We start from the raw sequence: 25,052 nt of genomic DNA, 5'->3' as shown, positions 1-25,052 counted from the left end.
CAGAAATAAGTTAGTGTTAATACATAAAGAAAATTAATAACAGATTGAAATTTATCGCATTAGTGATCCGGTGCATTAATAGAAGTTGTATGGTTTTGATGGCGATTTAGATTGATTCTCTTACTTAGTTTCTAACATAATCTTAGGGCTTACTCAGATAAAGTTTATTTATCAGTTGCTTATAAATTAGTTTGTTGATTCTACATTGTTAATATGAAATTGATTGAGTTTATTGTGTAAATAAACTCAATATTTAAATTAGCATCAAAATGGTGTCTTAAAAATGAGACATGATAATAGTCATAAAGTTGTGCAATTCGCTTTGTTTGGGGTTGTAATGAGCTGAGTATTAAAATTTTCTTTAGCTAATAACTGTAATAAACTCTCTTGCCCCACAAGATGAAGTGTCCCCACAGCAACCGTAAACGTGCCACTAGAAAATACCGGATCTGAATTGAGCTTCTCAACCCAGTCATAATTCCTATTTACAATAAAGTCTTGTTCAAATTTAGCGTCCTTGGAGGCCTCATCGAGCAGTTGACTTAAGTTATTAATATCACCCATTTTCCAAGATTCAATCAAGCACTCGACATTCTGGCCGCTTTCATTCCATTCGCTCAAGGTTTGCTTAAGCATAGTAACGCCGTCATCCTCTTGCTTCGATAACAAGTCGATTTGAAATTGAAGAGATTCCAATCCGTGAACGGGAATGTCGTGCTTCATCGCCAGTTTTACGATAGTGCTGTCCACACCATAATCGGAATGAAAACCTAAACTTTGAAATTGATGATTCTGTAGTATGAGAGCGACTTGCCACGGCGCTAATGCAGCTACTGTTTCCACGTTCATCCCGGAGTGGGTGGCTATCCTCTTAAGCTGCGCGAATTCTTTGCTATCAAGTGAGGATTTGATTGGTTGGTGATTAGTGGCAGTAGGCATTGTTACGGATTCCGTCAAATCGGCCTCAATAATAACGGCATCACTACTCATTAGGTTATCAATCAATACTTGAGGTAGGGGATACATTGAAGCATTACCTAGATGCACGGTTCCGATAATATAAAAGGTTTGCGGTCCCTTCGATGCTTTCCACACCAATGGTTCTGCTTGCGCATTAAATATGCCGCTGACAAATAAAACAAAGCACCATTTTTTTAGATCCATAGTCAACAAGATTCATCTCCTTCATAGCCGCTGTCATTGCAACCCTATTAGTGAGTTTATTTTCTTTGAAAGGAGGATTCTGAGCAAGCATTAGATTTGATGAAGAGCATTGCCCTTAATTATGAGGTTGGGCCTGACGATTGGCCAGCTTTAGATGAGCACCTTGATTATCTTCGATAATTAACGACGAAAATTAACAAAATAAAAAAGCTAAATCACAAGATCTGCATCACATTTTAAGTCTTATCTATAGTGAGGAATGCGTCATATTACTTGTTTCGTTGTGTTTATGGCGGAAAATTGCCGATGTTTTTGTGATTGCTATCATAATGCCTTTTCTAATCGACGGTTTTTAGGTTTATGTTTTCATTTTAAGGTTATGATTTTATTGTGTTTACATTTATTTTGTTATTTTCGTGTGCGGACGATCACTAAAATGAAGTATTTATTTGTTGCGCGAATTAATTGTCGTTAAATTGCTCCCAAGCCAAAGAGGCAATGAATCAAGACGGCAATATAAGCGGTCACACAAACAACTAAATAGGTATTTATAATGAAAAAAGTTCTCGCCTTAACCGCACTAGCAGTAGCATCTACCAGCGCATTCGCAAGTTCTTCTTATGTAACAGGTAACGTTCAGTTCCATGATAGTTATTTGCATGGCGCTAAGCAGACTTCGACTCTTGAAGCTGGCCATACATTTGATTCAAATACGACGCTTTTAGTGGAATTCGACGGTATTCCTTTGGGTAAACTTGATCCATCTAAGGAGTCTGCACCTACGCCATTTACCACGCTCGGTGTAGAGCAGGTCTTTAATATTTCAGACAACCTATGGGTTGCTGCCGGTTATCATCACTTGATAAACAATGGTGAAACATTTCAATACCGCCCTCTTGTTAAGATTGGTTATAACTTTGATAACGGTTTATCGTTAAGTAACCGTACTCGTCAGCACATTCAGGCTGATGATACGAGAAATAATGAAACTCGTTTAGACAACAAGATTGCTTACTCATTTTCAGACCAACCTCTTGCTTTAAGCTACAACAACGTTTACGTAATCAAGCAGGGCGATGCAGATAATTCTATGGATCATGAGTTAAGAGCAACTTGGACGAGAAGCGGTGTTCAGCCATACCTTGAGTACCGTAATCAAGCAAATAACGAGAACAATGCTCTTGTATTTGGTGCTTCTTACGGCTTCTAATCCAGAATGTTAATTTGTTCATATTTCCATAGTGTAAAGGTCCCGGCAGGGGCCTTTTTTTTACCGATTAAATGATGAGTCTAAATAGGTCGTCATATCTTTTATGAAAGTTTTGGATAATTTTATCTGAACTTTATTAGGTATGTTTCGCTTAAATTATGGTCGTTATTGTTAGTGGCTTGTCGGCCCCTAGATTATTCATCAAAGTACGTTGACAAAGTGGTACTTTAGCTTTTGTTAACCTTTTGATTTTAATGTAATTATATTTTGTTTGATTGTTTTTCTTCTGTCCTCATATTGACATTATCTCCATTTGCTCTTCGGCTATCTTCTCGGCACTATCCTCACCAAATTTCAGCATGTAAGGATATTGTTGTGCACATTTATTTTCGCTATGTAACCCTGTGGTTTTGTTTTCTGATTTATTCGTTACCTTTGTATGCCTCATCGTCCTATATCGAAGGTAATGTTCAATTTAATAGCACCTACCTTTATGACTCTAAAGTTACGGCAAAAATGGAGGCTGGGCATACCTTCGATACCGATACAACGATACGCTTTAAAGTTGAAGATATTCCACTAGGGGCAACCCCACATAGTGACCACCATCATAGTCATCATGATGTTTATTATGGACATTCAGCAAGAGCGCCATTGACAACATTAGGTATTGAACAGAAATTCGTGTTATCGGACAATTTTTGGCTGGGAGCGGGTTATGAACATTTAATGCAATTGGGTGAGACGATGCAATATCGTCCATTGTTTAAAGTGGGTTATGATTTTGATGAGGGGGTATCGTTGAGTCATCGTACTCGAATTGAGGTGTACGCCAAGCACGATAAATGGGGGTATAAGCCTGATATGGATTATCGATTTGATAACAAAATTGCTTATCAATTTAAAACTCACCCAATAAAGATTCATTACAATAATGTTTACCATATGGGAGGAGCTTACTATCCTTGGTACCCGTACACGGATAACTCGATGGATCATGAGTTTCGTTTAACGTTAACCAAATATGCATTTCAGCCTTATTTTGAATACAAAAACCAAGGTAACTTTCGCCACGCTTATTACCGCTCTGGGGTGGCGAATAATGCGATTGTGGTGGGGGCGAAATATAACTTTTAACGAACAAGATCCAATACTTCAGAAATATTGGGTCTTGTTTGTTAATTAATAACGAGTGTTATGGATAAGAGCGATAGCTAAATACTTGCCCTTTTTCATTGTAAGCCAAGACCTCATGCGCGTCTTTTTTATCGCCATACTCCATACCGGGTGAGCCTATAGGCATGCCCGGTACCGCTAACCCTTTTGCATTTTTAGGTGGGTTATCGAGAAACGCCTGGATGTCTTCGGCGGGAACATGTCCTTCGAATACAAAGTCATTGATAACGGCGGTATGGCACGATGCGAGCTCAGGCGTGATACCGAATTTTTGCTTGATAGGGTTCATGTTTTTGTGCTCTTCCACTGAAACATCAAACCCTGAGTCTTCCATGTGCTTTACCCACTCTTTACAGCATCCACAGTAAGGAGATTTGTAAGTAAGCACGTTCGTTGCTAGTGCTGTACCAGTGAACATCGCCATTGATAATGTCAGAGTTTGTATCAAACGTGATGGAGTCGACATAGTAAGTTCCTTATTCTTAATCGTAATGTTTATGGGTTTAATAAGCTGATCAGTGCTTACTTTTAAAGCGTCTGAGTCTATTGGCATTGGTAACAACGGTGATGGATGACAGTGCCATCGCCGCGCCGGCAAAGACTGGGCTGAGTAAAAAACCGAACAATGGGTACAATGCGCCGGCGGCAATAGGAATGCCGAGCGAGTTGTAAACGAATGCGCCAAACAGGTTTTGCTTGATGTTTTTTACCGTCGCTCGCGAGAGTTCAATCGCATAGTTAATGGCGTTGGGGTTACTGTTAAGTAACGTCATTGCGGCACTCTCAATGGCTACGTCACTTCCCGAGCCCATCGCAATACCGACATCAGCTACGGCTAAGGCGGGGGCATCGTTAATACCATCCCCGACCATTGCGACGCTGCCGTATTGTGCTTTTAGCTGCTTAATATGATTGGCTTTTTCGTCAGGTAACACCTCTGCTATGGTCTGTGCGACACCAATTTGTTCGGCGACAGTGTTGGCTACGTGCTGGTTATCCCCGGTGAGCATGACAGTATGGATACCATTCGCCGTTAACGCGTCGATAGCCTGTTTTGCTTCCGGTTTTATTTCGTCGGCGATGGCAATCACGGCTTGAATTTGACCGTTAACGACAACAATCACCGGTGTAGAAGCTAGTCTCCGGCTATGCTCTAACGCCGGTTTAATTGATGACGTTTCAATACCAATAGATTGGATATGATTAAGGGAGGCGATGAGCACAGACTTTCCGAGAATGTCGCCAGAAACGCCTTTCCCTTGAATATTTTCAAATCTCTCGACGTCTACCGCTGTATCAATACGTTCCCAATACTGTGTGACCGCTTTCGCTAATGGGTGTTCTGAGCGGTGTTCTAGCGGCACAATAAGCGTCGCGAGATCTGGCTCTGAAAGACCAAATAAAAATACGCGTTGAACCGTCGGTTTGCCAATAGTGAGGGTCCCTGTTTTATCAAACACAACGGCTTTAACCTTGCTGAGTTTTTGGAGCGCGTCGGCGTCCTTTATTAAGATGCCAGCTTGAGCCGCCTTGCCAACCCCTACGGTAATAGAGAGTGGGGTTGCTAGGCCAAGCGCGCAGGGACAGGCGATAATGAGCACGGTGGTGGCGACAACAAGCATATAGCTCGCTTGAGGCTCCGGTCCAAAGAAAAACCATAGCATTGCGGATGCAAGTGCGATGACCACCACTACAGGGACAAACACTGCAGAAATGGAGTCCGCCAATTTGGCGATAGCAGGCTTACTGCTTTGTGCTTGTCGAACCATGGTGATGATTCTAGACAGTTTGGTGTCAGCACCGACTCCAGTGGTCACCACTACTAAGCTTCCATTGCGGTTGAGCGTGCCAGCTGAAACGGTATCGCCTTGCTGTTTTGATATTGCAATAGGTTCCCCGGTTAGCATGGACTCATCAATATAGCTTTCTCCTTGCGTCACGTAGGCATCTACGGGGATTTTTTCTCCAGGCTTAATGCGCAGCGTCATTCCCAGCGTAATCTCTGCGATAGAGAGGACCGTATCTTTACCGTCGATAATGGCAACAGCATATTGAGGTTGTAGCGTCATTAATGCCTGAAGCGATTGATTTGTTGTAGATTTTGCTTTGGCCTCAATAAAATGCCCGAGAGAAATCAAGCCGATAATCATTGCGCTTGCTTCGAAGTATACGTGGCGAGATTGAATAGGGAACCAATCGGGTTTGATCACGACCAGTGTTGAATAAAACCATGCCGCACCAGTACCAAGTGCCACTAGAGTATCCATAGTGGCACGTTTATGTTTTAGCGCTTTAGCGGCGTTGACAAAAAAGTCACGCCCAGCGGTGGCAAGCAGCCATAAACACGCAAGACCTATTACGCCCCACACGACTTGGTCCTGAGGGTTTCGAATGATCATATTGCCACCTAGTACTCCCCAAAGCATCAAAGGCGCTCCAAGCGATAGCGCTATGATGGTATTTTTCTTTTGGTGCCGCTGATGATCCAGGAGTCGCTGTTGTTGGGTCGCTTGACTTGATGAAAGGTCGATAACGATTTCCGCATGATAGCCAGCCTCTTCGATCGCTGGAATCAATAATGCGGCGGCATCTTTGTCATTTTCTATCGATACCATGGCACTTTGTTCCGCCAGGTTAACACTCGCTTGGTTGACACCATCCACTTGTTTGAGCGCTTGCTCAACAGAAGAGACACAACTGGCACAAGTCATGCCTTGGATGAGAAGTTGAACACTGCGGTCACTCTCGTTAGTAGTGTGGTTCTGGTGGTTAATCTGAGGTGCGGGTGAGGTTAACACTCGGTCGTGGCTTTGTTTCGGTTCTACCGTTGATACCTGATCGACATGTACATCACCATGATCAACGAGCGTATCGCCAGTGTGCAGCGTCGCTTGATAGCCAGCGTGTGTCACGATATCGGCAATATTGATGTTTGGGTTCGAGCGGCTAACAATGAGTGACAACTTATCGAGGTGGATAATGGACAGTTCGTCATACTGCTCTAATTGTTGCGTTAGCTTTGCGACGCATTTGCCACAGCTTAATCCAGTGAGCGAGAAGTGAAGCGTCTCAGTAGCGGTGTAACCAAGTTGGGAGATAATCGGGTAGATCGCTGCCAATGGTAATGTGGAAGAAACCTGCAATTGTGTCGTAGTGATCGAGTGGATAATAATGTCATTTAATGATTGCTTGAGCGCCGCCTCTAGTTTGTTGACACAGCGAGAGCAAGACAGACCTGATAAATCCAATACATAATGATGCATCATAAACCTCAAAAACCTTGGTGTGAGGTTACAACATAAACCTTGACGCAAGGGCAAGGTCAAGCAATTCGTTGTAGATTTAATATAAGGTGATAAAATGGCGTCCAAAATTTGCAACGTACGATGACGAGCATCGTGCGCAGTTGACAACAAGGTACTTTCAATGACGGTTAAAACACGTTTTGCTCCAAGCCCAACGGGCTATCTTCACGTCGGTGGTGCACGTACTGCACTGTATTCTTGGTTATTTGCGAAAAGCCAAGGCGGTGAATTCGTTTTACGTATTGAAGATACCGATCTAGAACGCAACTCTCAAGAAGCGGTCGATGCGATTCTTGAAGGCATGACGTGGATGGGATTGGAGTGGGATGAGGGTCCTTACTTCCAGTCTAAACGCTTTGATCGCTACAACGAAGTCGTTGAGCGCCTGCTTGCTGAAGATAAAGCGTACAAGTGTTATGCGCCTAAAGAGCTACTTGAAGAGATTCGTGCTGAACAAGAAGCGAATAAAGAAATGCCTCGTTACGATGCAAATCATCCTAAAATTGTTGCGGCTAACGCTGCTGCTAAAGAAGGCGATGCTTGCGTGATTCGCTTCCGCAACCCTAAAGAAGGCAGTGTGGTCTTTGAAGACCAAATTCGTGGTCGTATCGAGATTGCTAATAGCCAAATGGATGATCTGATCATTCGTCGTACTGATGGCGCGCCAACTTACAACTTCGTTGTGGTTGTCGATGATTGGGATATGGGCATTACCCATGTTGTTCGTGGTGAAGACCATATCAACAACACGCCTCGTCAGATTAATATCTATGAAGCGCTAGGCGCCCCGGTCCCAACGTTCGCTCACTGTGCCATGATTCTGGGTGATGACGGTGCAAAACTGTCGAAGCGCCATGGTGCGGTTTCAGTTATGCAATACCGCGACGAAGGTTACCTGCCAAATGCGCTAAACAACTACTTGATTCGTCTGGGTTGGTCTCATGGTGACCAAGAGATTTTCTCCCAAGAAGAAATGATCAATTTATTTAGTCTAGATGCGATCAGTAAGTCGGCATCTGCGTTCAATACGGACAAACTGTTGTGGTTAAACAACCACTACATTAAGACATCGGAACCAGAGTATGTGGCTAAGTACCTGCAATGGCACCTTGACCAGCAAACTATTAAGACAGATAACGGCCCTGCGATTACAGAAGTGATCACATTGGTAGGTGAGCGTTGTAATACCTTGATTGAACTTGCTGAGCAGTCTCGTTATTTCTATGAAGATTTCTCTGAGTTTGAAGCGGGTGCGGCGAAGAAGCACTTACGCGGTGTAGCGAAAGGTCCATTGGAAGCAGCGTTGGCAAAAGTTGAAGCGCTCGAAGAATGGACAACCCAAAGCATCAAAGACAATGTCATTACAGCGGTATGCGAAGAGTTAGAAATCGGTATGGGTAAGATTGGCATGCCATTGCGTGTTGCGGTGACCGGTGGTGGTCAATCTCCATCTGTCGATGCCGTTATGGAACTTGTTGGTAAAGAGCGCGTGATCGCTCGCATCAAGATGGCCTTAGCGTTTATTGCAGAGCGTGAAGCGAACGCGTAATGCGTTTATGACACGATGTAGTTATTAAAAAAGCCGCTGATATTATTCAGCGGCTTTTTTTGTTTTATATTTAGACTAAATTGTTAATCAGCTTAACTACTTAGTGAGATAATCACGGATTGATTGTTCAATTCCAGCGGCGTCTAGACCAAGCTCTGCATGTAATTCATCTTGGGTACCTTGGGCAATAAATCGATCAGGCAGACCAAGGTTAAGGACAGGTTTGAGAAGCTTTTCTTTCATCATAAACTCAATCACACCAGCACCAGCACCGCCTGCAATTGCATTTTCTTCAAGCGTGACTATGACATCGTGAGACTGACAAAGCTCCCGAATCAGCGCCTCATCCAGAGGTTTCACAAATCGCATATCTGCGACCGTCGCATCCAATGATTCCGCAGCGACGAGTGCACTTTCAAGGAAGGTACCAAAAGACAAAATTGCGATCTTATGACCTTCTTTAACAATGCGACCTTTGCCTATGTCGAGGGCAGTGAATACACTCTCAGGAGTGGTGCCATTGCCGCTGCCTCTAGGGTAACGTACTGCACTAGGTCCGTTGTGAATATGTCCGGTATATAACATCTGACGACATTCATCTTCGTTGCTTGGGGCCATAATGACCATGTTCGGAATGCAGCGCATGAAGCTGAGATCAAAAGCCCCTTGGTGTGTTTGACCGTCAGCCCCCACTAAACCTGCGCGATCAATAGCAAACATAACCGGTAAGTTCATGATCGCCACATCGTGAATGAGTTGGTCATAACCACGCTGTAGGAATGTGGAGTAGATTGCCACGATAGGATGATTACCTGCTATCGCCATGCCCGTTGCCAGGGTCACCGCGTGTTGCTCAGCAATCGCAACATCGAAGTACTGCTCAGGGTACTCTTTCGAGAAGCGAACCATACCAGAGCCTTCTCTCATAGCCGGTGTGACCGCCATCAGTTTAGGATCTTGTGCCGCCATATCACAAAGAAAGTCACCAAAAATTTTAGAGTACGTTGGCTTGCTTGACGTGCTCTTTGGCAGGCTTGAGTGCGATGGGTCGAACTTAGGAACGCCATGATAGCCTATCGGATCTTTCTCCGCAGGTTCATAGCCTTTGCCTTTTTTGGTCATGATATGAAGAAATTGCGGGCCTTTCAGCTCACGCATATTTTTTAGCGTCTTGATTAGCTCATTCACGTCATGGCCGTCAACAGGGCCGATGTAGTTGAAACCAAACTCTTCGAATAACGTTCCAGGAACGATCATTCCTTTTAGGTGTTCTTCTGTACGTCGCACCAATTCTTTAATTGGTGGTAGTCCCGACAAGGCTTTTTTGCCGCCTTCACGGATCGAGGTGTACAGGCTTCCAGATAGAACTTGTGCTAGGTGGTTATTTAGCGCACCAACGTTTTCTGAAATCGACATCTCGTTATCATTGAGGATAACCAGCATGTCTGGGTGGATATCACCGGCATGATTGAGTGCCTCAAAGGCCATGCCTGCGGTAATCGCACCATCACCAATTACACTCACGACCTTGCGGTTTTGTTGTTCTTTTTGCGCACTAATCGCAATACCAAGCGCCGCACTGATCGAGGTCGATGAGTGACCGACAGATAATACGTCGTACTCACTTTCTTCTCGCCATGGAAAAGGGTGTAGCCCATCTTTTTGGCGAATCGTCGACATTTTTTCTCGGCGGTTCGTCAGGATTTTGTGTGGGTAAGCCTGGTGTCCCACATCCCAAATAAGTTGGTCAAATGGGGTATTGTAGACGTAGTGTAGGGCGACAGTCAGCTCAACCGTTCCAAGACCGGAAGCAAGGTGGCCGCTCGACTGGCTAACTGAATTTAACAAATACGTCCGTAGCTCTTCGCAGAGCTTAGGAAGTGACTCCTTAGGCATCAGACGCAGCTCTTCTGGCGTATTTGCTAATGTCAGTGTCGGATATTTGGAAATATCAAGTGTCATAGTAATTCAGCGCTTAGTATTGTTAATTGTTGCGCTCGATGACATATCGGGCGAAATCTTCAAGTAATTGCGTATTGTAGGGGATCGCATCTAAAGCACAAAGCGCTTCTTCGAAAAGTGTTTGTGCTTTTTGTTGTGCCCCTTCCAAACCCAGTAGGGCAGGGTAGGTGCTTTTGTTTAACTCTTGATCAGAGCCTTGGGGCTTGCCAAGTGTTTCGGTATCTCCGATGACATCAAGTATGTCATCGTGGACTTGGAACGCGAGCCCTACGGCATCGGCAAACTTTTCAAGTTGTGGTAAAACCGCCAACCCTTTCTCACCGCTCGCCAGTGCACCAAGTTGTACCGCGCACTTGATTAAAGCGCCGGTTTTATGGCGATGAATTTGTTCCAACTCATCAATGCCAACGAAGCGGTTTTCCGCTTCTAGATCTAACGATTGCCCTATACACATGCCTGCTGCACCAGAGGCGCTGGCAAGTTGTTTTATCATGGTTATACGCTGGGCTTCAGCATTGGGAGCAATCATACCGTCTGCAAGTATAGTAAATGCGAGTGTTTGTAGTGCATCGCCTGCCAAAATGGCAGTGGCTTCATCGAATTCTATATGGCAAGTGGCTTGACCACGGCGCAGCTCGTCGTCGTCCATCGCAGGAAGGTCGTCGTGAATGAGCGAATAGGCGTGGATGCACTCAATGGCTGCTGCCGGGGTATCAAGCTCTTCACGTGAGCATCCGAGCATTTGACCGGTAGCGTATACCAAAAATGGGCGTGCTCGCTTTCCGCCAAGCAAAAGCGCATAGCGCATCGCTTCGGTTAGACGTTGCTGCTGGAATGGGTTTGTGTCTAACCACGCATTGAGTTGCTGGTTATTTCTTGTCTGATAAGACTGCAAAGTCTCGATCATGTAGGCACTCTCTTTTGACTTTATTCTGGCTGTTGAGGGAAATCTTGCAGCTCAGCGTTATCGTCCTTACTAAGAAGAATGCTGACTTTCTGTTCTGCATCGGTAAGCTTGTGTTGGCCGGCTCGAGCTAAGGCAATACCGCGTTCAAATTTTTTGAGGGCATCATCAAGGGCTAAGTCGCCGTTTTCGAGCTGTTCGACAAGCTGATCGAGTTCGTCAATTGTTGCTTCAAATGACATGTTTTCTGGTTTTTTCGTCGCCATAACGTACTTGTTTTATCCGAAATGATCGAACGTTACAGGAGCCTTGCCAGATGGTCAAACTAATGGTGTCAAAAATGTAATAGAGATGTGTGGCTAGCCAATTTTTAACCAAGGTTGACGGTGTTTTGTCATCAGCTCATTGCAACTTAGCCCTACCAATGCCTACTGGTTTACAGTACTTATGTCTAAAACTGTGATTTTATGGTCATAAATAACTTAAAGATATTGAGGTGTGGTCGATAACCTCATTATAAAGCGATAGACTCAAGCGCATTATCAACCGAAAAACGGTTATGTGCGACGTCAAATTATAACGGAGTATTGAGTGGATTTAGCGACGCTTATTGGCCTCATCGGTGGGGTTGCATCTATTATTACGGCCATGGTGCTTGGCGGAAGCATCATGATCTATTTCGACACCACTTCTGTGTTTATTGTGATCGGTGGTTCAACTTTTGTTGTTTTGATGAAGTTCACGTTGAGCCAATTCTTTAGTGCTGCAAAGATTGCCGGTAAGGCCTTTATGTTTAAGACCGATGAGCCTGAAGACCTCATTGCGAAAATCGTGGAAATGGCGGATGCAGCTCGTAAAGGTGGCTTTTTAGCGCTTGAAGAAATGGATATTCAAAATAGCTTCATGCAGAAGGGCATCGATTTGCTAGTGGATGGACATGATGCAGAAGTGGTGAGGAACGCGATGCAAAAAGACATTGCGTTGACCGATGAAAGACACGTCAAAGGCGCCAGTGTCTTTAGGGCTTTTGGTGATGTCGCGCCTGCAATGGGCATGATTGGCACCCTGATTGGGTTGGTGGCGATGTTGTCGAATATGGACGATCCCAAATCTATCGGGCCGGCCATGGCGGTTGCCTTGTTGACGACACTGTATGGCGCGATACTATCCAATATGCTGTTCTTCCCTATTGCCGATAAATTGACGCTACGTCGAGAGCAAGAAAAGCTTAATCGTCGCTTGATTATGGACGGAGTGCTAGCGATTCAAGACGGCCAGAACCCTCGTGTTATTGATGGTTATCTTAAAAACTATCTGAATGAAAGCAAGCGCGCTTTTGACTTGGACGGTGAGTAATATGGCACGCCAGCACATTGAGCGAATAAGCGCGGGGAGGCATCATGACTGAAGAAGACAAGCAATGTGATTGTCCACCTCCAGGACTCCCTCAGTGGATGGGCACCTTTGCCGATCTTATGTCGTTGTTGATGTGTTTCTTTGTTTTGCTATTGTCCTTTTCTGAGATGGATGTTCTAAAATTCAAGCAAATTGCAGGTTCAATGAAATTTGCTTTTGGCGTGCAAAATAGACTGGAAGTCAAAGACATCCCCAAAGGGACGAGTATCATTGCTTTGGAATTTCGTCCAGGTCGTCCTGAGCCCACGCCGATAGATGTGATTATGCAACAAACCATCGATATCACTCAACAAACCTTGGAGTTTCAAGAGGGTGATTCTGATCGTGCTGGTGGCAACCAGCGTGATGACGGCAAAATCACAGGTGGCCAGACTGCTGACCGAACACAGAAAAATCAAATTGGTACCGCATCTTCTGAGAGTGAATCTGACAGCCAAGAGGCCTCTAAAGATCTAGAAAAACTGGAAGAAGCGATCAAGACTGCGCTTCAGCAAGAGATCAAACAAGGGGCGGTTGAGGTAGAAAATCTAGGCCAGCAACTTGTGATTAGAATCGAAGAAAAAGGGGCATTTCCCGAAGGGTCTGCATTTTTGCAGCCTAAATTCAGGCCATTGGTGCGCCAAGTCGCTGATCTTGCTAAAGACATTCCAGGACTAGTACGAGTATCAGGCCATACCGATAATACGCCATTAGATTCCGAGCTGTATCGCTCAAATTGGGATCTCTCTTCTCAGCGGGCGGTATCCGTAGCGCAAGAGATGGAGAAGGTTGAAGGGTTTTCACATCAAAGGCTGCGAGTATTAGGTGTTGCCGATACAGAGCCATTAGTGGCGAACGATACGGAAAGGCAGCGCGCTAGAAATCGACGTGTTGAAATTAGTATCATGCAAGGTGAGCCTCTGTTTACCGACGAGGTGTCCGCAGACGGCAAGTAGCTTTAGTGAATTTGATAAAAACGTCAGTGCTTTTGTATTGGCGTTTTTTTTGATCCTCACTCACTGTGAATACTTGGTTTTTACCGAGATCTCAGGTGATCAGCCGTCATAAACTGGAATCCAAGAGTCAGTTGGGTATATACTTGCGCCCCTGACGAATTCCCCTAAACTTTTTGCGTCAATATTGATGCCGCAAGAGTCGTGAATTTTGTACTAAAATTGATGTATTGCCACGCCTGTCGAGTTGATTGACAGCATTCCAATGAGATGTGATTAGACTATGAGATTTATTGTAAAACCCCATCCAGAGATTTTTGTTAAAAGTGAATCAGTGCGTAAGCGCTTTACTAAAATCCTTGAGTCCAATTTACGTATTATTATTCAACGCCGTACTGAGTCTGTTGCGGTGATTAACCGTCGCGATCACATTGAAGTGACGGCAAACTCGTCGCAATACTACAATGAAGTACTAGAAATCCTGACGCACTCATCAGGGATTCATCATGTTTTAGAGGTGCAACAATCTGATTTTACAGATATGCATGATATCTACGAGCAAGTACTAGAGCTTAACGGTCGACGTATTATCGATAAATCGTTCTCGGTACGAGCTAAGCGTCGTGGTAAGCATGAGTTTACGTCAATTGAATTAGAGCGTTATGTTGGCGGTGGCTTAAATCAGGCCATTGAATCGGCACGCGTTAAGCTGAATAAACCGGACGTGACAGTCAATATTGAAGTCACCAATGACAAGCTCAATCAGGTCATTGCGCGTTACAAAGGTCTGGGTGGTTTCCCACTAGGTACACAGGAAGACTTGCTGAGCTTGATCTCGGGAGGCTTTGATTCCGGTGTTTCTAGTTACTTGCATATCAAACGTGGTTCGAAAACACATTACTGTTTCTTTAATCTTGGCGGTCCAGCGCATGAAATCGGCGTTAAGCAAGTGGCGCATTATTTATGGAACAAGTACGGTTCATCAGCAAAAGTTAAGTTTATCTCTGTTGATTTTGAGCCGGTTGTTGCGGAAATTTTAGAAAAAGTTGACGACGGCCAGATGGGTGTGGTCCTTAAACGTATGTTCATGCGTGCGGGTGGCATGGTCGCGGACAAATTTGGTATTCAAGCCCTAGTCACTGGTGAAGCGCTTGGTCAGGTATCGAGTCAAACACTGACCAACTTGCGCCATATTGATGGTGTGACAGATGCCTTGATCCTTCGTCCATTGATCAACTGGGATAAAGAGGACATCATCGATGTTGCCCGTGAGATTGGTACCGAGGATTTTGCTAAAACAATGCCAGAATACTGTGGTGTGATTTCTAAAAAACCGACAGTAAAAGCCGTAAAAGCCAAGCTTGAAAAAGAAGAAGAAAAGTTCGATTTTTCTATTCTAGAGCAAGTGGTTCTTGACGCACGTGTAATGGATATTCGTGACATTGAGAAACAAAGCCAAGAAAAAGCACCGGAAGTTGAGCAAGTACAAGCCGTTGAAGAGCATGCGATTGTACTTGATATCCGTAGCGCTGATGAAGAAGAGGAAAGCCCTCTAGTACTGGACGGTGTGGAAGTGAAGCATCTACCTTTCTTCAAGCTTGGCACTCAGTTTGGCGATCTTGACCAATCGAAAACGTACTTGCTGTATTGTGACCGAGGTGTGATGAGTCGATTACAAGCGCTGTACCTTCAAGAGCAAGGGTTTGCCAATGTTAAGGTTTATCGCCCATAGCGAGATCCACATTGGACAATAAAAAAGGCGCTTAATGCGCCTTTTTTTGATCGTCTCGTGTCTGACTCTGGCATGTTTACATAGAACTTTGTGGCCAGTCATTCGGAACAATGAACCAAAACACGCCAGACTCTGATTGGCAATGAACAAAATGTCCGGGCCAGCTCACTAAAGCCTCAGGCTTTTTATTCATCGCAGACTCTCCATCAATAAAGCCCGTTGCCCAGCGGTGTTTTGGCAGTACATACATGGGCTCATTAAGTTTGTGGATGTCTTTTTGATAACACCAACGGCCCGACACGTTAGCCGTGTCTATGTCTAGTTCGAGGCATTGTGTCGGTACTGATTCACAATCAAATGGGTTGATGTAGAGCCTTCCCTGCATCAAAAGATGCTTGTTGGCAGGTTTATGATTAGGAAACTGCTCTTGAAATGCAAGCGTGTCACTCATCATGAGCTGGTGATGCATCATTCGAGATAGCTTGAGGTCAAGCCTGTCTTTGGCGTTAGGGCCAAACCATTGACCATCTTTAAGCAGGTAGAACTTGATCGCAACTTCCCAATGTTCCACGTCGCCATTTCGTTGGTTCTGGAGCAGAAAATCGATGGCACCTAATGTCCGCTTGCCTTCTTGCAATTGGATCTCTTCCGCAAGGACCGTGTAATTAGGGTGTTGTTCAAATTGTCGTCGGCATAGCTCTTGGTAAAGAAACCCCAATCTAGGGTTGCCTTTGTAGGGCGCAGATTTAGATAAAGAATGATCGACCTTGGTCGGTAAGCGGATTGCTATTCGCGGATCGCCAAAGACAAGGCTTGTAGAGGTTGATATCCATGATGTAAATTCATTGAGGTCGTCTGTAGTCATGAGTGCTCTTATTTCCTTTCGACAGCCTTAGATTAAATTGCTATAACCATTTGGATCAAGAAACAAATCAGGAATTTGCATGAATCATCTACAACTTGAAGCCGTATTAAACGAGAAACTGGCCCCGCAACTCATTAAAGATTACTGCCCCAATGGATTACAGGTAGAGGGGACATCTCAGATCAATAAAATAGTCACAGGTGTTACCGCTTCTCAAGCGCTGATTGATCATGCTATTGCCGTTAATGCTGATGCTATCTTGGTCCATCATGGGTACTTTTGGAAAGGAGAAACAGAGGCCATTCGAGGGATGAAAGGACAACGTATTCGTAGCTTAATCAAACACGACATTAATTTATTTGGCTACCATCTTCCGCTAGATATCCACCCAGAGCTCGGTAACAATGCCCAGTTGGCTCAATTGCTTGGTATTGATGTGGAAGGTGGCTTAGAGGGGCATCCTCAATCTGTGGCTATGTATGGCCGCTTAAAGGCGCCGGTCTCTGGTCATGAGTTTTCCAAAACCATTGCGACAGTGCTTAATCGTGAACCCTTGCATATTGCACCTGACGTGGATAAACCAATAGAAACGGTGGGCTGGTGTACAGGTGGTGGTCAGGATTATCTTGAGCTTGCCGCTTCTCACGGCCTTGATGCATTTGTGTCGGGTGAAATCTCTGAGCGAACCACCTATATTGCACGTGAAATGGGGATTCACTACTTTTCAGCTGGGCATCACGCCACGGAGCGGTATGGCATTAAAGCGTTGGGTGAATGGCTAGCGAGTGAGCATGACCTTGACGTTGAGTTTATCGATATTGATAACCCCGTATAACGCATCTTAAAAAGCCCAGTGTGTTTGCAGCGAGGGCATGGTTGGATTTTACGAAAAAAAAGAGCAGCCCTGGCGCTGCTCTTTTTTGGGTTAAAGTGGGCTCAAAAAGACGTTGAGCCCAAATAAAACGTTGTTATTCACGTTCGTGTAACGGTCTGAAATCACGCATATCTTCACCGGTGTAAAGCTGGCGTGGACGACCAATTCGGTTTGCAGGGTCACTGTGCATTTCGTTCCAGTGTGCAATCCAGCCAACGGTACGAGACATCGCAAAGATAACCGTGAACATAGAGACCGGAATACCAATTGCTTTCAAGATGATGCCTGAGTAAAAGTCTACGTTTGGATACAGTTTCTTCGAAACAAAGTACTCGTCAGACAGCGCAATACGCTCAAGCTCCATAGCAACATCAAGAAGAGGATCTTGAATGTTTAGTTCCTTGAGAACGTCATGGCAAGCTTCACGCATAACCGTTGCTCGTGGGTCATAGTTCTTATAAACACGGTGACCAAAGCCCATTAAGCGGAATGGGTCATCCTTGTCTTTTGCTCTATCAACATATTCTGGAATGTTGTCGACTGAACCGATTTCTTCCAGCATACGCAAGCACGCTTCGTTAGCGCCGCCGTGCGCAGGGCCCCAAAGCGAAGCAATACCAGCCGCAATACAAGCAAACGGGTTAGCACCAGATGAACCTGCAAGACGTACTGTTGATGTTGATGCATTTTGTTCGTGGTCAGCATGCAGAGTGAAAATCTTATCCATTGCGCGAGCAACGATAGGATTGACTTCATATTCTTCACATGGATTAGCAAACATCATGTGTAGGAAGTTTTCCGCGTAAGTCAGATCGTTACGTGGATAGATGAATGGTTGACCGATTGAGTATTTGTAACACATCGCAGCAAGTGTTGGCATCTTCGAAATGAGACGATAGGCGGCGATTTCACGATGATTGTCATTATTGACGTCTAAAGAGTCGTGATAGAAGGCTGCAAGAGCGCCAACTACGCCACACATTACTGCCATCGGGTGAGCGTCACGACGGAAGCCGTGGAAGAAACTTGCGATTTGCTCGTGAACCATTGTGTGACGAGTCACCGTTTGTTTAAAGCTCTCATAAGCTTCGCGAGTCGGTGCTTCTCCCATGAGAAGGATATAACATACTTCTAGGTAATCTGCATTGTTAGCCAATTGATCGATTGGGAAACCACGGTGCAGCAACACACCTTTGTCTCCGTCGATGTACGTGATTTGAGATTCACAGGATGCAGTGGCAAGAAAACCTGGGTCAAAAGTGAAATAACCATTTGCTCCAAGCTTACGAACGTCAACCACTTCCGGTCCAAGTGAACCTTCCATAATCGGCAATTCGATCGGTGCGGTACCTTCGATGTGAAGGGTCGCTTTCTTATCCGCCATAACAATCTCCTTTGTTTATTATTAATCCGTCCAGGATGTTTATGTGCCAATTTTTTACTTTGCTTCGAGTTCAAAGTCAATTTATATACGGTTTTGTGTGCACTTGTTATGATTTTTTGAGTAAAAATGGTTAAAAATCTGTGCTGTGTAGCATATTTTGTTACGGTAATTGTATTAGAATGTTGCCAGCCGTATAGTTGCGGTGAAAATTTTGGCCAAGTCCTTATAAAATCTAGGGTGCAAACCGAAGTGAGGTCGGTTTTAACTGCGGTCCTTTAACATTTCATTTACAATTATCTCTCTTGTAACACGGGAAATTTGTTAAGTTTGTGTTAATTTTTGAGGCTTACGTGCCAAAATTTATCTATAACAATAAATGCTCAATGGAGCTGAGTGAGCAAGCCCATGAAAGAAAGAAAGCCCAGACCTGTTAATTTAGATTTACAGACAATAAAAATGCCAATCACAGCAATCGCGTCCATCCTGCACCGAGTGTCGGGTGTGATTACTTTTGTGTCGATTGGAATCCTCCTATGGTTACTATCCAAGTCACTTTCATCACCTATTGGATTTTCGCAAGCGGCTGAAATCGTTGATGGTTTCTTCGTTACGTTTATCTTGTGGGGGATTTTGACTGCATTGGCTTACCACATTGTTGGTGGTATTCGTCATTTGCTTATGGATCTTGGTTATTTTGAAGAGCTCGATACTGGAGCAAAAAGTGCCAAGGTTTCCTTCATCTTGACAGGTATTCTGTCTCTGCTGGCGGGAGTATTAGTATGGTAGGTAGTGTTTCTTCAGTTGGTCGTAATGGTGTTCACGATTTCTTGTTAATTCGTGCAACCGCGATCATTATGACGCTTTATACGATTTACATCGTAAGCTTTTGTGCCTTTTCTGGCGATATCTCTTATGTGTCATGGACGCAATTCTTTGGTGGGACGTTTACGAAAGTCTTCACTATGCTCGCCCTGACATCAGTGCTGATTCATGCATGGATTGGCCTATGGCAAGTACTTACAGACTATATCAAATGCACTAAGTTACGTGGTGGACTGCAACTTGCGATTGTTGCCACACTTCTTGGTTATTTCTTTTCTGGTTTCTTTATTCTGTGGGGTGCGTAAGTGACTATTCCAGTTCGAGAGTTTGACGCTGTTGTAATCGGCGCTGGCGGTGCGGGTATGCGCGCTGCTCTACAAATTTCAGAGCAAGGCTTAAGCTGTGCTCTTTTATCTAAAGTTTTCCCAACTCGTTCACATACGGTGTCCGCTCAAGGTGGTATTACTGTGGCGCTAGGCAATGCGCATGAGGATCACTGGGAACAACATATGTACGATACGGTTAAAGGTTCCGATTACATCGGTGACCAAGATGCGATTGAATATATGTGTAAAAATGGGCCTGAATCTGTGATTGAGCTTGAGAAAATGGGCTTACCATTCTCTCGCTTTGATGATGGTTCAATCTATCAACGCCCATTTGGCGGACAATCAAAGAACTTTGGCGGAGAGCAAGCAGCACGTACTGCGGCGGCTGCAGACCGTACTGGTCACGCCTTATTGCACACTTTGTATCAACAAAATATTAAACACAAAACGACCATCTTCTCTGAATGGTACGCGCTTGACCTTGTTAAAAACGAAGACGGCGCGGTAATGGGCTGTACGGCACTTTGCATGGAAACAGGCGAAGTGTGCTACTTCAAATCCAAGGCGACGATTTTGGCAACAGGCGGCGCTGGTCGTATCTATGCCTCGACAACGAACGCGCATATCAATACCGGTGATGGTGTTGGCATGGCAATTCGTGCTGGCGTCCCAATGCAAGATATTGAGATGTGGCAGTTCCACCCAACGGGCATTGCTGGCGCTGGTGTGCTGGTCACTGAAGGTTGTCGTGGCGAAGGTGGCTATCTACTTAATAAAGACGGTGAACGTTTCATGGAGCGTTATGCACCGAATGCAAAAGATTTGGCTGGCCGTGATGTTGTGGCACGTTCAATGATGATTGAAATCCGCGAAGGTCGTGGTTGCGATGGTCCTTGGGGTCCACATATTAAGCTGAAACTTGACCATCTAGGAAAAGAGACACTTGAATCTCGCCTACCAGGTGTTTGTGAATTATCTCGTACGTTTGCTCACGTTGATCCAGTAAAAGAGCCGATTCCAGTGATCCCAACTTGTCACTACATGATGGGCGGTGTACCAACGCAGGTGTCCGGGCAAGCTATTAAACAAGATGCCGATGGGACTGATGTTGAGATTCAAGGCCTATTTGCTTGTGGTGAAATTGCTTCAGTTTCTGTGCATGGCGCAAACCGTTTAGGCGGAAATTCACTGCTAGATTTAGTTGTATTTGGTCGAGCGACAGGTTTACACCTTGGTGAAACACTGAATAAACAAGCCGAAGCAAAACCGGCAACTGACGCTGATATCGAACGTTCTCTCGCGCGTTACAACCGTTGGGAAAATAGCACTGGCGGTGAAGACCCAGCGCAGATTCGTAAAGATCTACAGCAATGTATGCAGAATAATTTCTCAGTATTCCGTGAAGGCGACGCAATGGCGAAAGGGCTTGAAGAGCTAAAAGTCATTCGTGAACGTTTGAATAACGCGTATCTTTCTGATAAATCTACAGAGTTCAACACTCAACGTATCGAATGTTTAGAGCTTGAGAACTTGATGGAAACGGCTTTTGCAACCGCTGTGGCAGCAAACTTCCGTACAGAAAGTCGCGGGGCGCACGCCCGATTCGATTTCCCGGATCGTGATGATGAGCAATGGCTATGTCACTCAATTTACAATCCTGAGACGGAAGCTATGTCTAAGCGTGGCGTAAATATGGAACCAGTACATCGTGACGCTTTTCCACCAAAAGCACGTACGTACTAAGAGGAGGACCAAATTATGCAACTGAATTTCTCTTTGTATCGTTACAACCCTGATGTTGATCAAAAGCCCTACATGAAAGATTACACCCTTGAGGTGGATGAAGGCTCTGACATGATGCTTTTGGATGCGTTAATTTTGCTTAAAGAGCAAGATCCAAGTATTTCATTTAGACGCTCGTGTCGCGAGGGTGTTTGTGGTTCTGACGGTCTCAACATGAATGGTAAAAATGGCTTAGCATGTATCACGCCGTTGTCAGCGTTAGGGGGCGATAAGATAATTATTCGTCCTTTACCTGGATTACCTGTCGTTCGAGACTTGATTGTCGACATGACTCAGTTTTATGATAACTACTCGAAAGTTAAGCCATTTCTTGTTTCTGATGGTAATTTACCTCCTTCGAGAGAGAATTTACAATCTCCTGAAGAACGAGCACATTTAGATGGCTTATATGAGTGCATAATGTGTGCTTGTTGTACAACATCTTGCCCGTCTTTCTGGTGGAATCCAGATAAGTTTATCGGTCCTGCTGGTTTGCTTGCTGCTTACCGTTGGCTTATCGATAGCCGCGATACGGCAACAGAAGAACGTTTGTCAGAATTGGACGATGCGTTTAGCGTATTTCGTTGTCACGGTATCATGAACTGTGTCAGTGTATGTCCTAAAGGATTGAACCCAACAAAAGCGATTGGTCATATTAAATCGATGTTGGTGAACCGCTCGATTTAATCGTCGATGGTGTTTTAGCGAAATAAAATTGTCGATTCGAGCAGAACGGCTCTGTGAGAATCGACTTTCGATTGCTCGGCGTAGACCGCAGCAACCATGAAAACTACTACTGGTAAGGGAAAATATGCACAACGGCGTGATGAAGGCATGGCTCGAGTCTTCACACTTGGCTGGCGCCAATGCAACCTATGTAGAAGACCTCTACGAACTGTATCTAAGTGATCCTGAACAGGTAAGTGAAGAGTGGAAACGTGTTTTTGATGAGCTGCCTATGCAGCCTGATGATGTGGTGGAACAACCGCATTCACGTGTCCGTGATTACTTCCGACGACTCGCTAAAGAAACAAAGCATTCAAGTGCGCAAGTAAGTGATCCTGAAGTCGATGCTAAGCAAGTAAAAGTACTACAGCTTATCAACGCATACCGCTTTCGCGGTCATCAAGCAGCAGATCTTGACCCATTAGGGTTGTGGAAACGTCCCCCCGTTGCAGAGCTTGATCCTGCATTCCACTCCCTCACGGATGATGATTTAGACGAAACTTTTAATGTTGGTTCTTTTGCCATTGGCCAAGAAAACATGACATTAAGAGACCTCCACAAAGCCCTGCAGAAAACCTACTGTGGTTCTGTAGGCGCTGAATACATGCACATGACAAACACGGAGCAAAAACGTTGGATTCAACAACGTTTAGAGTCTGTTGTGGGTCAACCCTCCTTTGATACTGACAAGAAACACGCTTTCCTCGAAGAGTTAACGGCAGCGGAAGGTCTTGAGCGCTATTTAGGCGCGAAATTTCCAGGTGCAAAACGTTTCTCCTTAGAAGGCGGTGACGCATTGGTACCGATGACGAAGGAATTAATTCGTCATGCTGGCACACAAGGTATTCGAGAAGTGGTTATTGGGATGGCTCACCGTGGTCGTCTTAACATGCTTGTTAACGTGTTGGGTAAAAAGCCGCAAGACTTGTTTGATGAGTTTGCAGGTAAGAAGCACGATGAAACTTGGGGCACGGGTGATGTTAAATATCACCAAGGTTTCTCAGCAGATTTCGCAACACCAGGTGGGGATGTGCATTTAGCATTAGCATTCAACCCATCTCACCTAGAGATTGTGAACCCTGTTGTTATTGGCTCAGTAAGAGCTCGCCAAGATCGGTTAGGTGATAAAGATGGCAGTAAAGTCTTGCCTATTACAATACACGGTGATTCAGCCATTGCTGGTCAAGGCGTGGTTGCTGAAACCTTTAATATGTCTCAAGCTCGTGGGTTTAGAGTGGGTGGTACGGTTAGGATTGTGGTTAATAACCAAGTGGGCTTTACCACGTCTAATCCTCATGACATGCGTTCCACCATGTACTGTACTGACATTGCCAAGATGGTACAGGCTCCAATTTTCCACGTGAATTCTGATGACCCTGAAGCGGTCGCCTTTGTGACACAAATAGCACTGGATTATCGAAATACGTTCCGTAAAGACGTGATTGTTGATCTGGTTTGTTATCGCCGTCATGGTCACAACGAAGCTGATGAGCCGAATGCTACACAGCCTTTGATGTACCAGAAAATCAAAAAACACCCAACACCCCGTAAGCTGTATGCCGACGTATTGATCGAGCGTAATGAAAGCGATATCGAAACGGCGACCCAAATGGTCAATGAATATCGTGATGCGCTAGACCGTGGTGAAGTGGTCGTAAAAGAATGGCGTCCGATGGCTCTTCATTCGGTTGACTGGTCCCCTTACCTCGGGCATGACTGGGATATGGACTGGGACAGCGCGGTAGGCATGAAGCGTGTAGTTGAACTCGGTGAGCGATTGGGGCAATACCCAGATAGCCATAAACTACAAAGCCGAGTGAACAAGCTCTACAACGATCGTGCCGCCATGATGACCGGCGAGAAAATGATCGATTGGGGTATGGCTGAGACGCTTGCGTACGCCACGATTCTTGATGACGGAAAACGCATTCGTATTTCAGGTCAAGATTCTGGCCGTGGTACGTTCTTCCATCGACACTCCGTTCTTCACAACCAAGATGATGCAAGCACCTATATTCCATTGGCTAATATCCATGATAAACAAGGACCTTTCCAAGTCTTTGATTCGGTATTATCTGAAGAAGCAGTATTGGCGTTTGAATATGGTTATGCAACAGCAGAGCCTGGCGGCCTAACTATTTGGGAAGCGCAGTTTGGTGATTTTGCTAACGGCGCTCAAGTGGTTATTGACCAATTCATCTCATCTGGTGAGCAAAAGTGGGGACGATTATGTGGTCTCACTATGTTGCTTCCTCATGGCTATGAGGGGCAAGGCCCAGAGCACTCCTCGGCAAGACTGGAGCGTTACTTACAGCTTTGCGCAGAGCAAAATATGCAGGTAATCATTCCTTCTACGCCCGCTCAGGTTTATCACATGATTCGTCGTCAAGTCGTGCGCCCTATGCGTCGACCTATGATTGTCATGTCACCAAAATCTTTACTTCGCCATCCATTGTGTACATCCAGCTTAGAAGACTTAGCTAATGGCACATTTGAGCCAGCGATTGGTGAGATTGATGACCTTAACCCAGAGAAGATAAAACGCGTTGTGTTCTGTTCCGGCAAAGTGTACTACGACCTTCTGCAGCAACGTCGTAGTGACGAGCAAGATGATGTCGCAATTGTGCGTATCGAGCAGCTTTATCCATTCCCACTGGATGATGTGAGATCGAAAATATCGAAATATACCAACCTAGAAGATGTCGTGTGGTGTCAAGAGGAACCGCAAAACCAAGGTGCTTGGTATTCAAGTCAACATAATTTCCGTGCAGCGATTCCTGTAGGTGTTGATTTGAAATATGCGGGTCGCCCTGCATCTGCCTCACCGGCGGTTGGTTATATGTCCGTACACTTGAAACAACAGAAAGCGTTGATTGACGACGCGTTGACCTTGATTAAGAACTAGAAGTAAAAGGAAGAA

General features: G+C 44.9%; 20 protein-coding genes. 12 read left to right on the top strand and 8 right to left on the bottom strand.

Going from position 1 to position 25,052, the window contains the following annotated elements; genetic code table 11:
- Positions 1-300 precede the first annotated feature (300 nt).
- On the bottom strand, positions 301-1,164 hold the full coding sequence (locus tag AB4405_RS02615) for a TraB/GumN family protein (RefSeq protein ID WP_372059493.1): 864 nt from the start codon (positions 1,162-1,164) through the stop codon (positions 301-303).
- A gap of 553 nt (positions 1,165-1,717) precedes the next feature.
- Between AB4405_RS02615 and AB4405_RS02610 the strand changes: the two genes are divergently transcribed.
- Positions 1,718-2,374, top strand: a complete 657-nt coding sequence (locus tag AB4405_RS02610) for an oligogalacturonate-specific porin KdgM family protein (protein ID WP_372059492.1) — start codon at positions 1,718-1,720, stop codon at positions 2,372-2,374.
- A 375-nt stretch (positions 2,375-2,749) separates the two neighbouring features.
- Positions 2,750-3,511, top strand: coding sequence for a porin (locus AB4405_RS02605; RefSeq protein ID WP_372059491.1), 762 nt, complete (start codon positions 2,750-2,752; stop codon positions 3,509-3,511).
- 58 nt (positions 3,512-3,569) lie between these two features.
- On the opposite strand, the gene AB4405_RS02600 is transcribed toward AB4405_RS02605, so the two are convergent.
- Entirely contained in the window at positions 3,570-4,016 is a 447-nt protein-coding gene (locus AB4405_RS02600; RefSeq protein ID WP_372059490.1) for a DUF411 domain-containing protein, read from the bottom strand.
- 49 nt (positions 4,017-4,065) lie between these two features.
- A complete protein-coding gene (locus tag AB4405_RS02595) occupies positions 4,066-6,816 on the bottom strand; it encodes a copper-translocating P-type ATPase (RefSeq protein ID WP_408063637.1) in 2,751 nt (916 codons plus the stop codon).
- Positions 6,817-6,976: 160 nt separating this feature from the next.
- Between AB4405_RS02595 and gltX the strand changes: the two genes are divergently transcribed.
- Positions 6,977-8,404, top strand: coding sequence for a glutamate--tRNA ligase (gene gltX / locus AB4405_RS02590; protein WP_372059489.1), 1,428 nt, complete (start codon positions 6,977-6,979; stop codon positions 8,402-8,404).
- A gap of 96 nt (positions 8,405-8,500) precedes the next feature.
- Here the strand turns inward: gltX and dxs are convergent, their stop codons facing one another.
- The 3 genes from dxs to xseB are packed head-to-tail and all read right to left on the bottom strand — an operon-like array spanning position 8,501 to position 11,536.
- Entirely contained in the window at positions 8,501-10,366 is a 1,866-nt protein-coding gene (gene dxs / locus AB4405_RS02585) for a 1-deoxy-D-xylulose-5-phosphate synthase (protein WP_372059488.1), read from the bottom strand.
- A 22-nt stretch (positions 10,367-10,388) separates the two neighbouring features.
- Positions 10,389-11,273, bottom strand: coding sequence for a (2E,6E)-farnesyl diphosphate synthase (ispA, locus tag AB4405_RS02580; RefSeq protein ID WP_102468810.1), 885 nt, complete (start codon positions 11,271-11,273; stop codon positions 10,389-10,391).
- Positions 11,274-11,293: 20 nt separating this feature from the next.
- Positions 11,294-11,536: an exodeoxyribonuclease VII small subunit gene (xseB, locus tag AB4405_RS02575; protein ID WP_102468809.1), complete on the bottom strand. Its 243-nt coding sequence runs from the start codon at positions 11,534-11,536 to the stop codon at positions 11,294-11,296.
- A gap of 325 nt (positions 11,537-11,861) precedes the next feature.
- On the opposite strand from xseB, the gene pomA reads away from it, so the two are divergent.
- The 3 genes from pomA (at position 11,862) to thiI (ending at position 15,350) form a co-directional block, all read left to right on the top strand.
- Positions 11,862-12,626 (top strand): flagellar motor protein PomA, encoded by a 765-nt coding sequence (gene pomA, locus AB4405_RS02570; protein WP_372059487.1) that lies wholly within the window; start codon positions 11,862-11,864, stop codon positions 12,624-12,626.
- 44 nt (positions 12,627-12,670) lie between these two features.
- A complete protein-coding gene (locus AB4405_RS02565; RefSeq protein ID WP_102468807.1) occupies positions 12,671-13,621 on the top strand; it encodes a flagellar motor protein MotB in 951 nt (316 codons plus the stop codon).
- Positions 13,622-13,901: 280 nt separating this feature from the next.
- Entirely contained in the window at positions 13,902-15,350 is a 1,449-nt protein-coding gene (gene thiI / locus AB4405_RS02560) for a tRNA uracil 4-sulfurtransferase ThiI (protein WP_372059486.1), read from the top strand.
- 76 nt (positions 15,351-15,426) lie between these two features.
- Here the strand turns inward: thiI and AB4405_RS02555 are convergent, their stop codons facing one another.
- Entirely contained in the window at positions 15,427-16,215 is a 789-nt protein-coding gene (locus tag AB4405_RS02555) for a DUF1853 family protein (RefSeq protein WP_372059485.1), read from the bottom strand.
- A 79-nt stretch (positions 16,216-16,294) separates the two neighbouring features.
- Here AB4405_RS02555 and AB4405_RS02550 point away from each other — a divergent pair, with 79 nt between their 5' ends.
- Positions 16,295-17,050 carry a Nif3-like dinuclear metal center hexameric protein gene (locus AB4405_RS02550; protein ID WP_372059484.1) on the top strand — a complete coding sequence of 252 codons (756 nt, stop codon included), beginning with the start codon at positions 16,295-16,297 and terminating at the stop codon, positions 17,048-17,050.
- Between the two features lie 133 nt (positions 17,051-17,183).
- Here the strand turns inward: AB4405_RS02550 and AB4405_RS02545 are convergent, their stop codons facing one another.
- Entirely contained in the window at positions 17,184-18,473 is a 1,290-nt protein-coding gene (locus AB4405_RS02545) for a citrate synthase (RefSeq protein ID WP_102468803.1), read from the bottom strand.
- 393 nt (positions 18,474-18,866) lie between these two features.
- Between AB4405_RS02545 and sdhC the strand changes: the two genes are divergently transcribed.
- The 5 genes from sdhC (at position 18,867) to sucA (ending at position 25,037) form a co-directional block, all read left to right on the top strand.
- Positions 18,867-19,259 (top strand): succinate dehydrogenase cytochrome b556 subunit, encoded by a 393-nt coding sequence (gene sdhC, locus AB4405_RS02540; protein ID WP_372059483.1) that lies wholly within the window; start codon positions 18,867-18,869, stop codon positions 19,257-19,259.
- On the top strand, positions 19,253-19,600 hold the full coding sequence (sdhD, locus tag AB4405_RS02535; protein ID WP_102468801.1) for a succinate dehydrogenase, hydrophobic membrane anchor protein: 348 nt from the start codon (positions 19,253-19,255) through the stop codon (positions 19,598-19,600). The genes sdhC and sdhD overlap by 7 nt, the downstream gene beginning before the upstream one ends.
- Complete coding sequence (sdhA, locus tag AB4405_RS02530) at positions 19,601-21,367, top strand: succinate dehydrogenase flavoprotein subunit (protein ID WP_102468800.1); 1,767 nt, start codon at positions 19,601-19,603, stop codon at positions 21,365-21,367.
- Between the two features lie 15 nt (positions 21,368-21,382).
- Entirely contained in the window at positions 21,383-22,093 is a 711-nt protein-coding gene (locus tag AB4405_RS02525) for a succinate dehydrogenase iron-sulfur subunit (RefSeq protein WP_102468799.1), read from the top strand.
- Between the two features lie 124 nt (positions 22,094-22,217).
- The gene (gene sucA, locus AB4405_RS02520; protein ID WP_102468798.1) at positions 22,218-25,037 is read left to right on the top strand and encodes a 2-oxoglutarate dehydrogenase E1 component; all 2,820 of its coding nucleotides are present in this window, start codon (positions 22,218-22,220) and stop codon (positions 25,035-25,037) included.
- The last annotated feature ends 15 nt before the right edge of the window (positions 25,038-25,052 follow it).

The organism is Vibrio sp. 10N.261.51.F12 (assembly GCF_041471725.1).
Lineage (GTDB): Bacteria > Pseudomonadota > Gammaproteobacteria > Enterobacterales > Vibrionaceae > Vibrio.
Note: the sequence above shows the minus strand (reverse complement) of the source record. Positions and strands in the feature narration are given on the sequence as shown.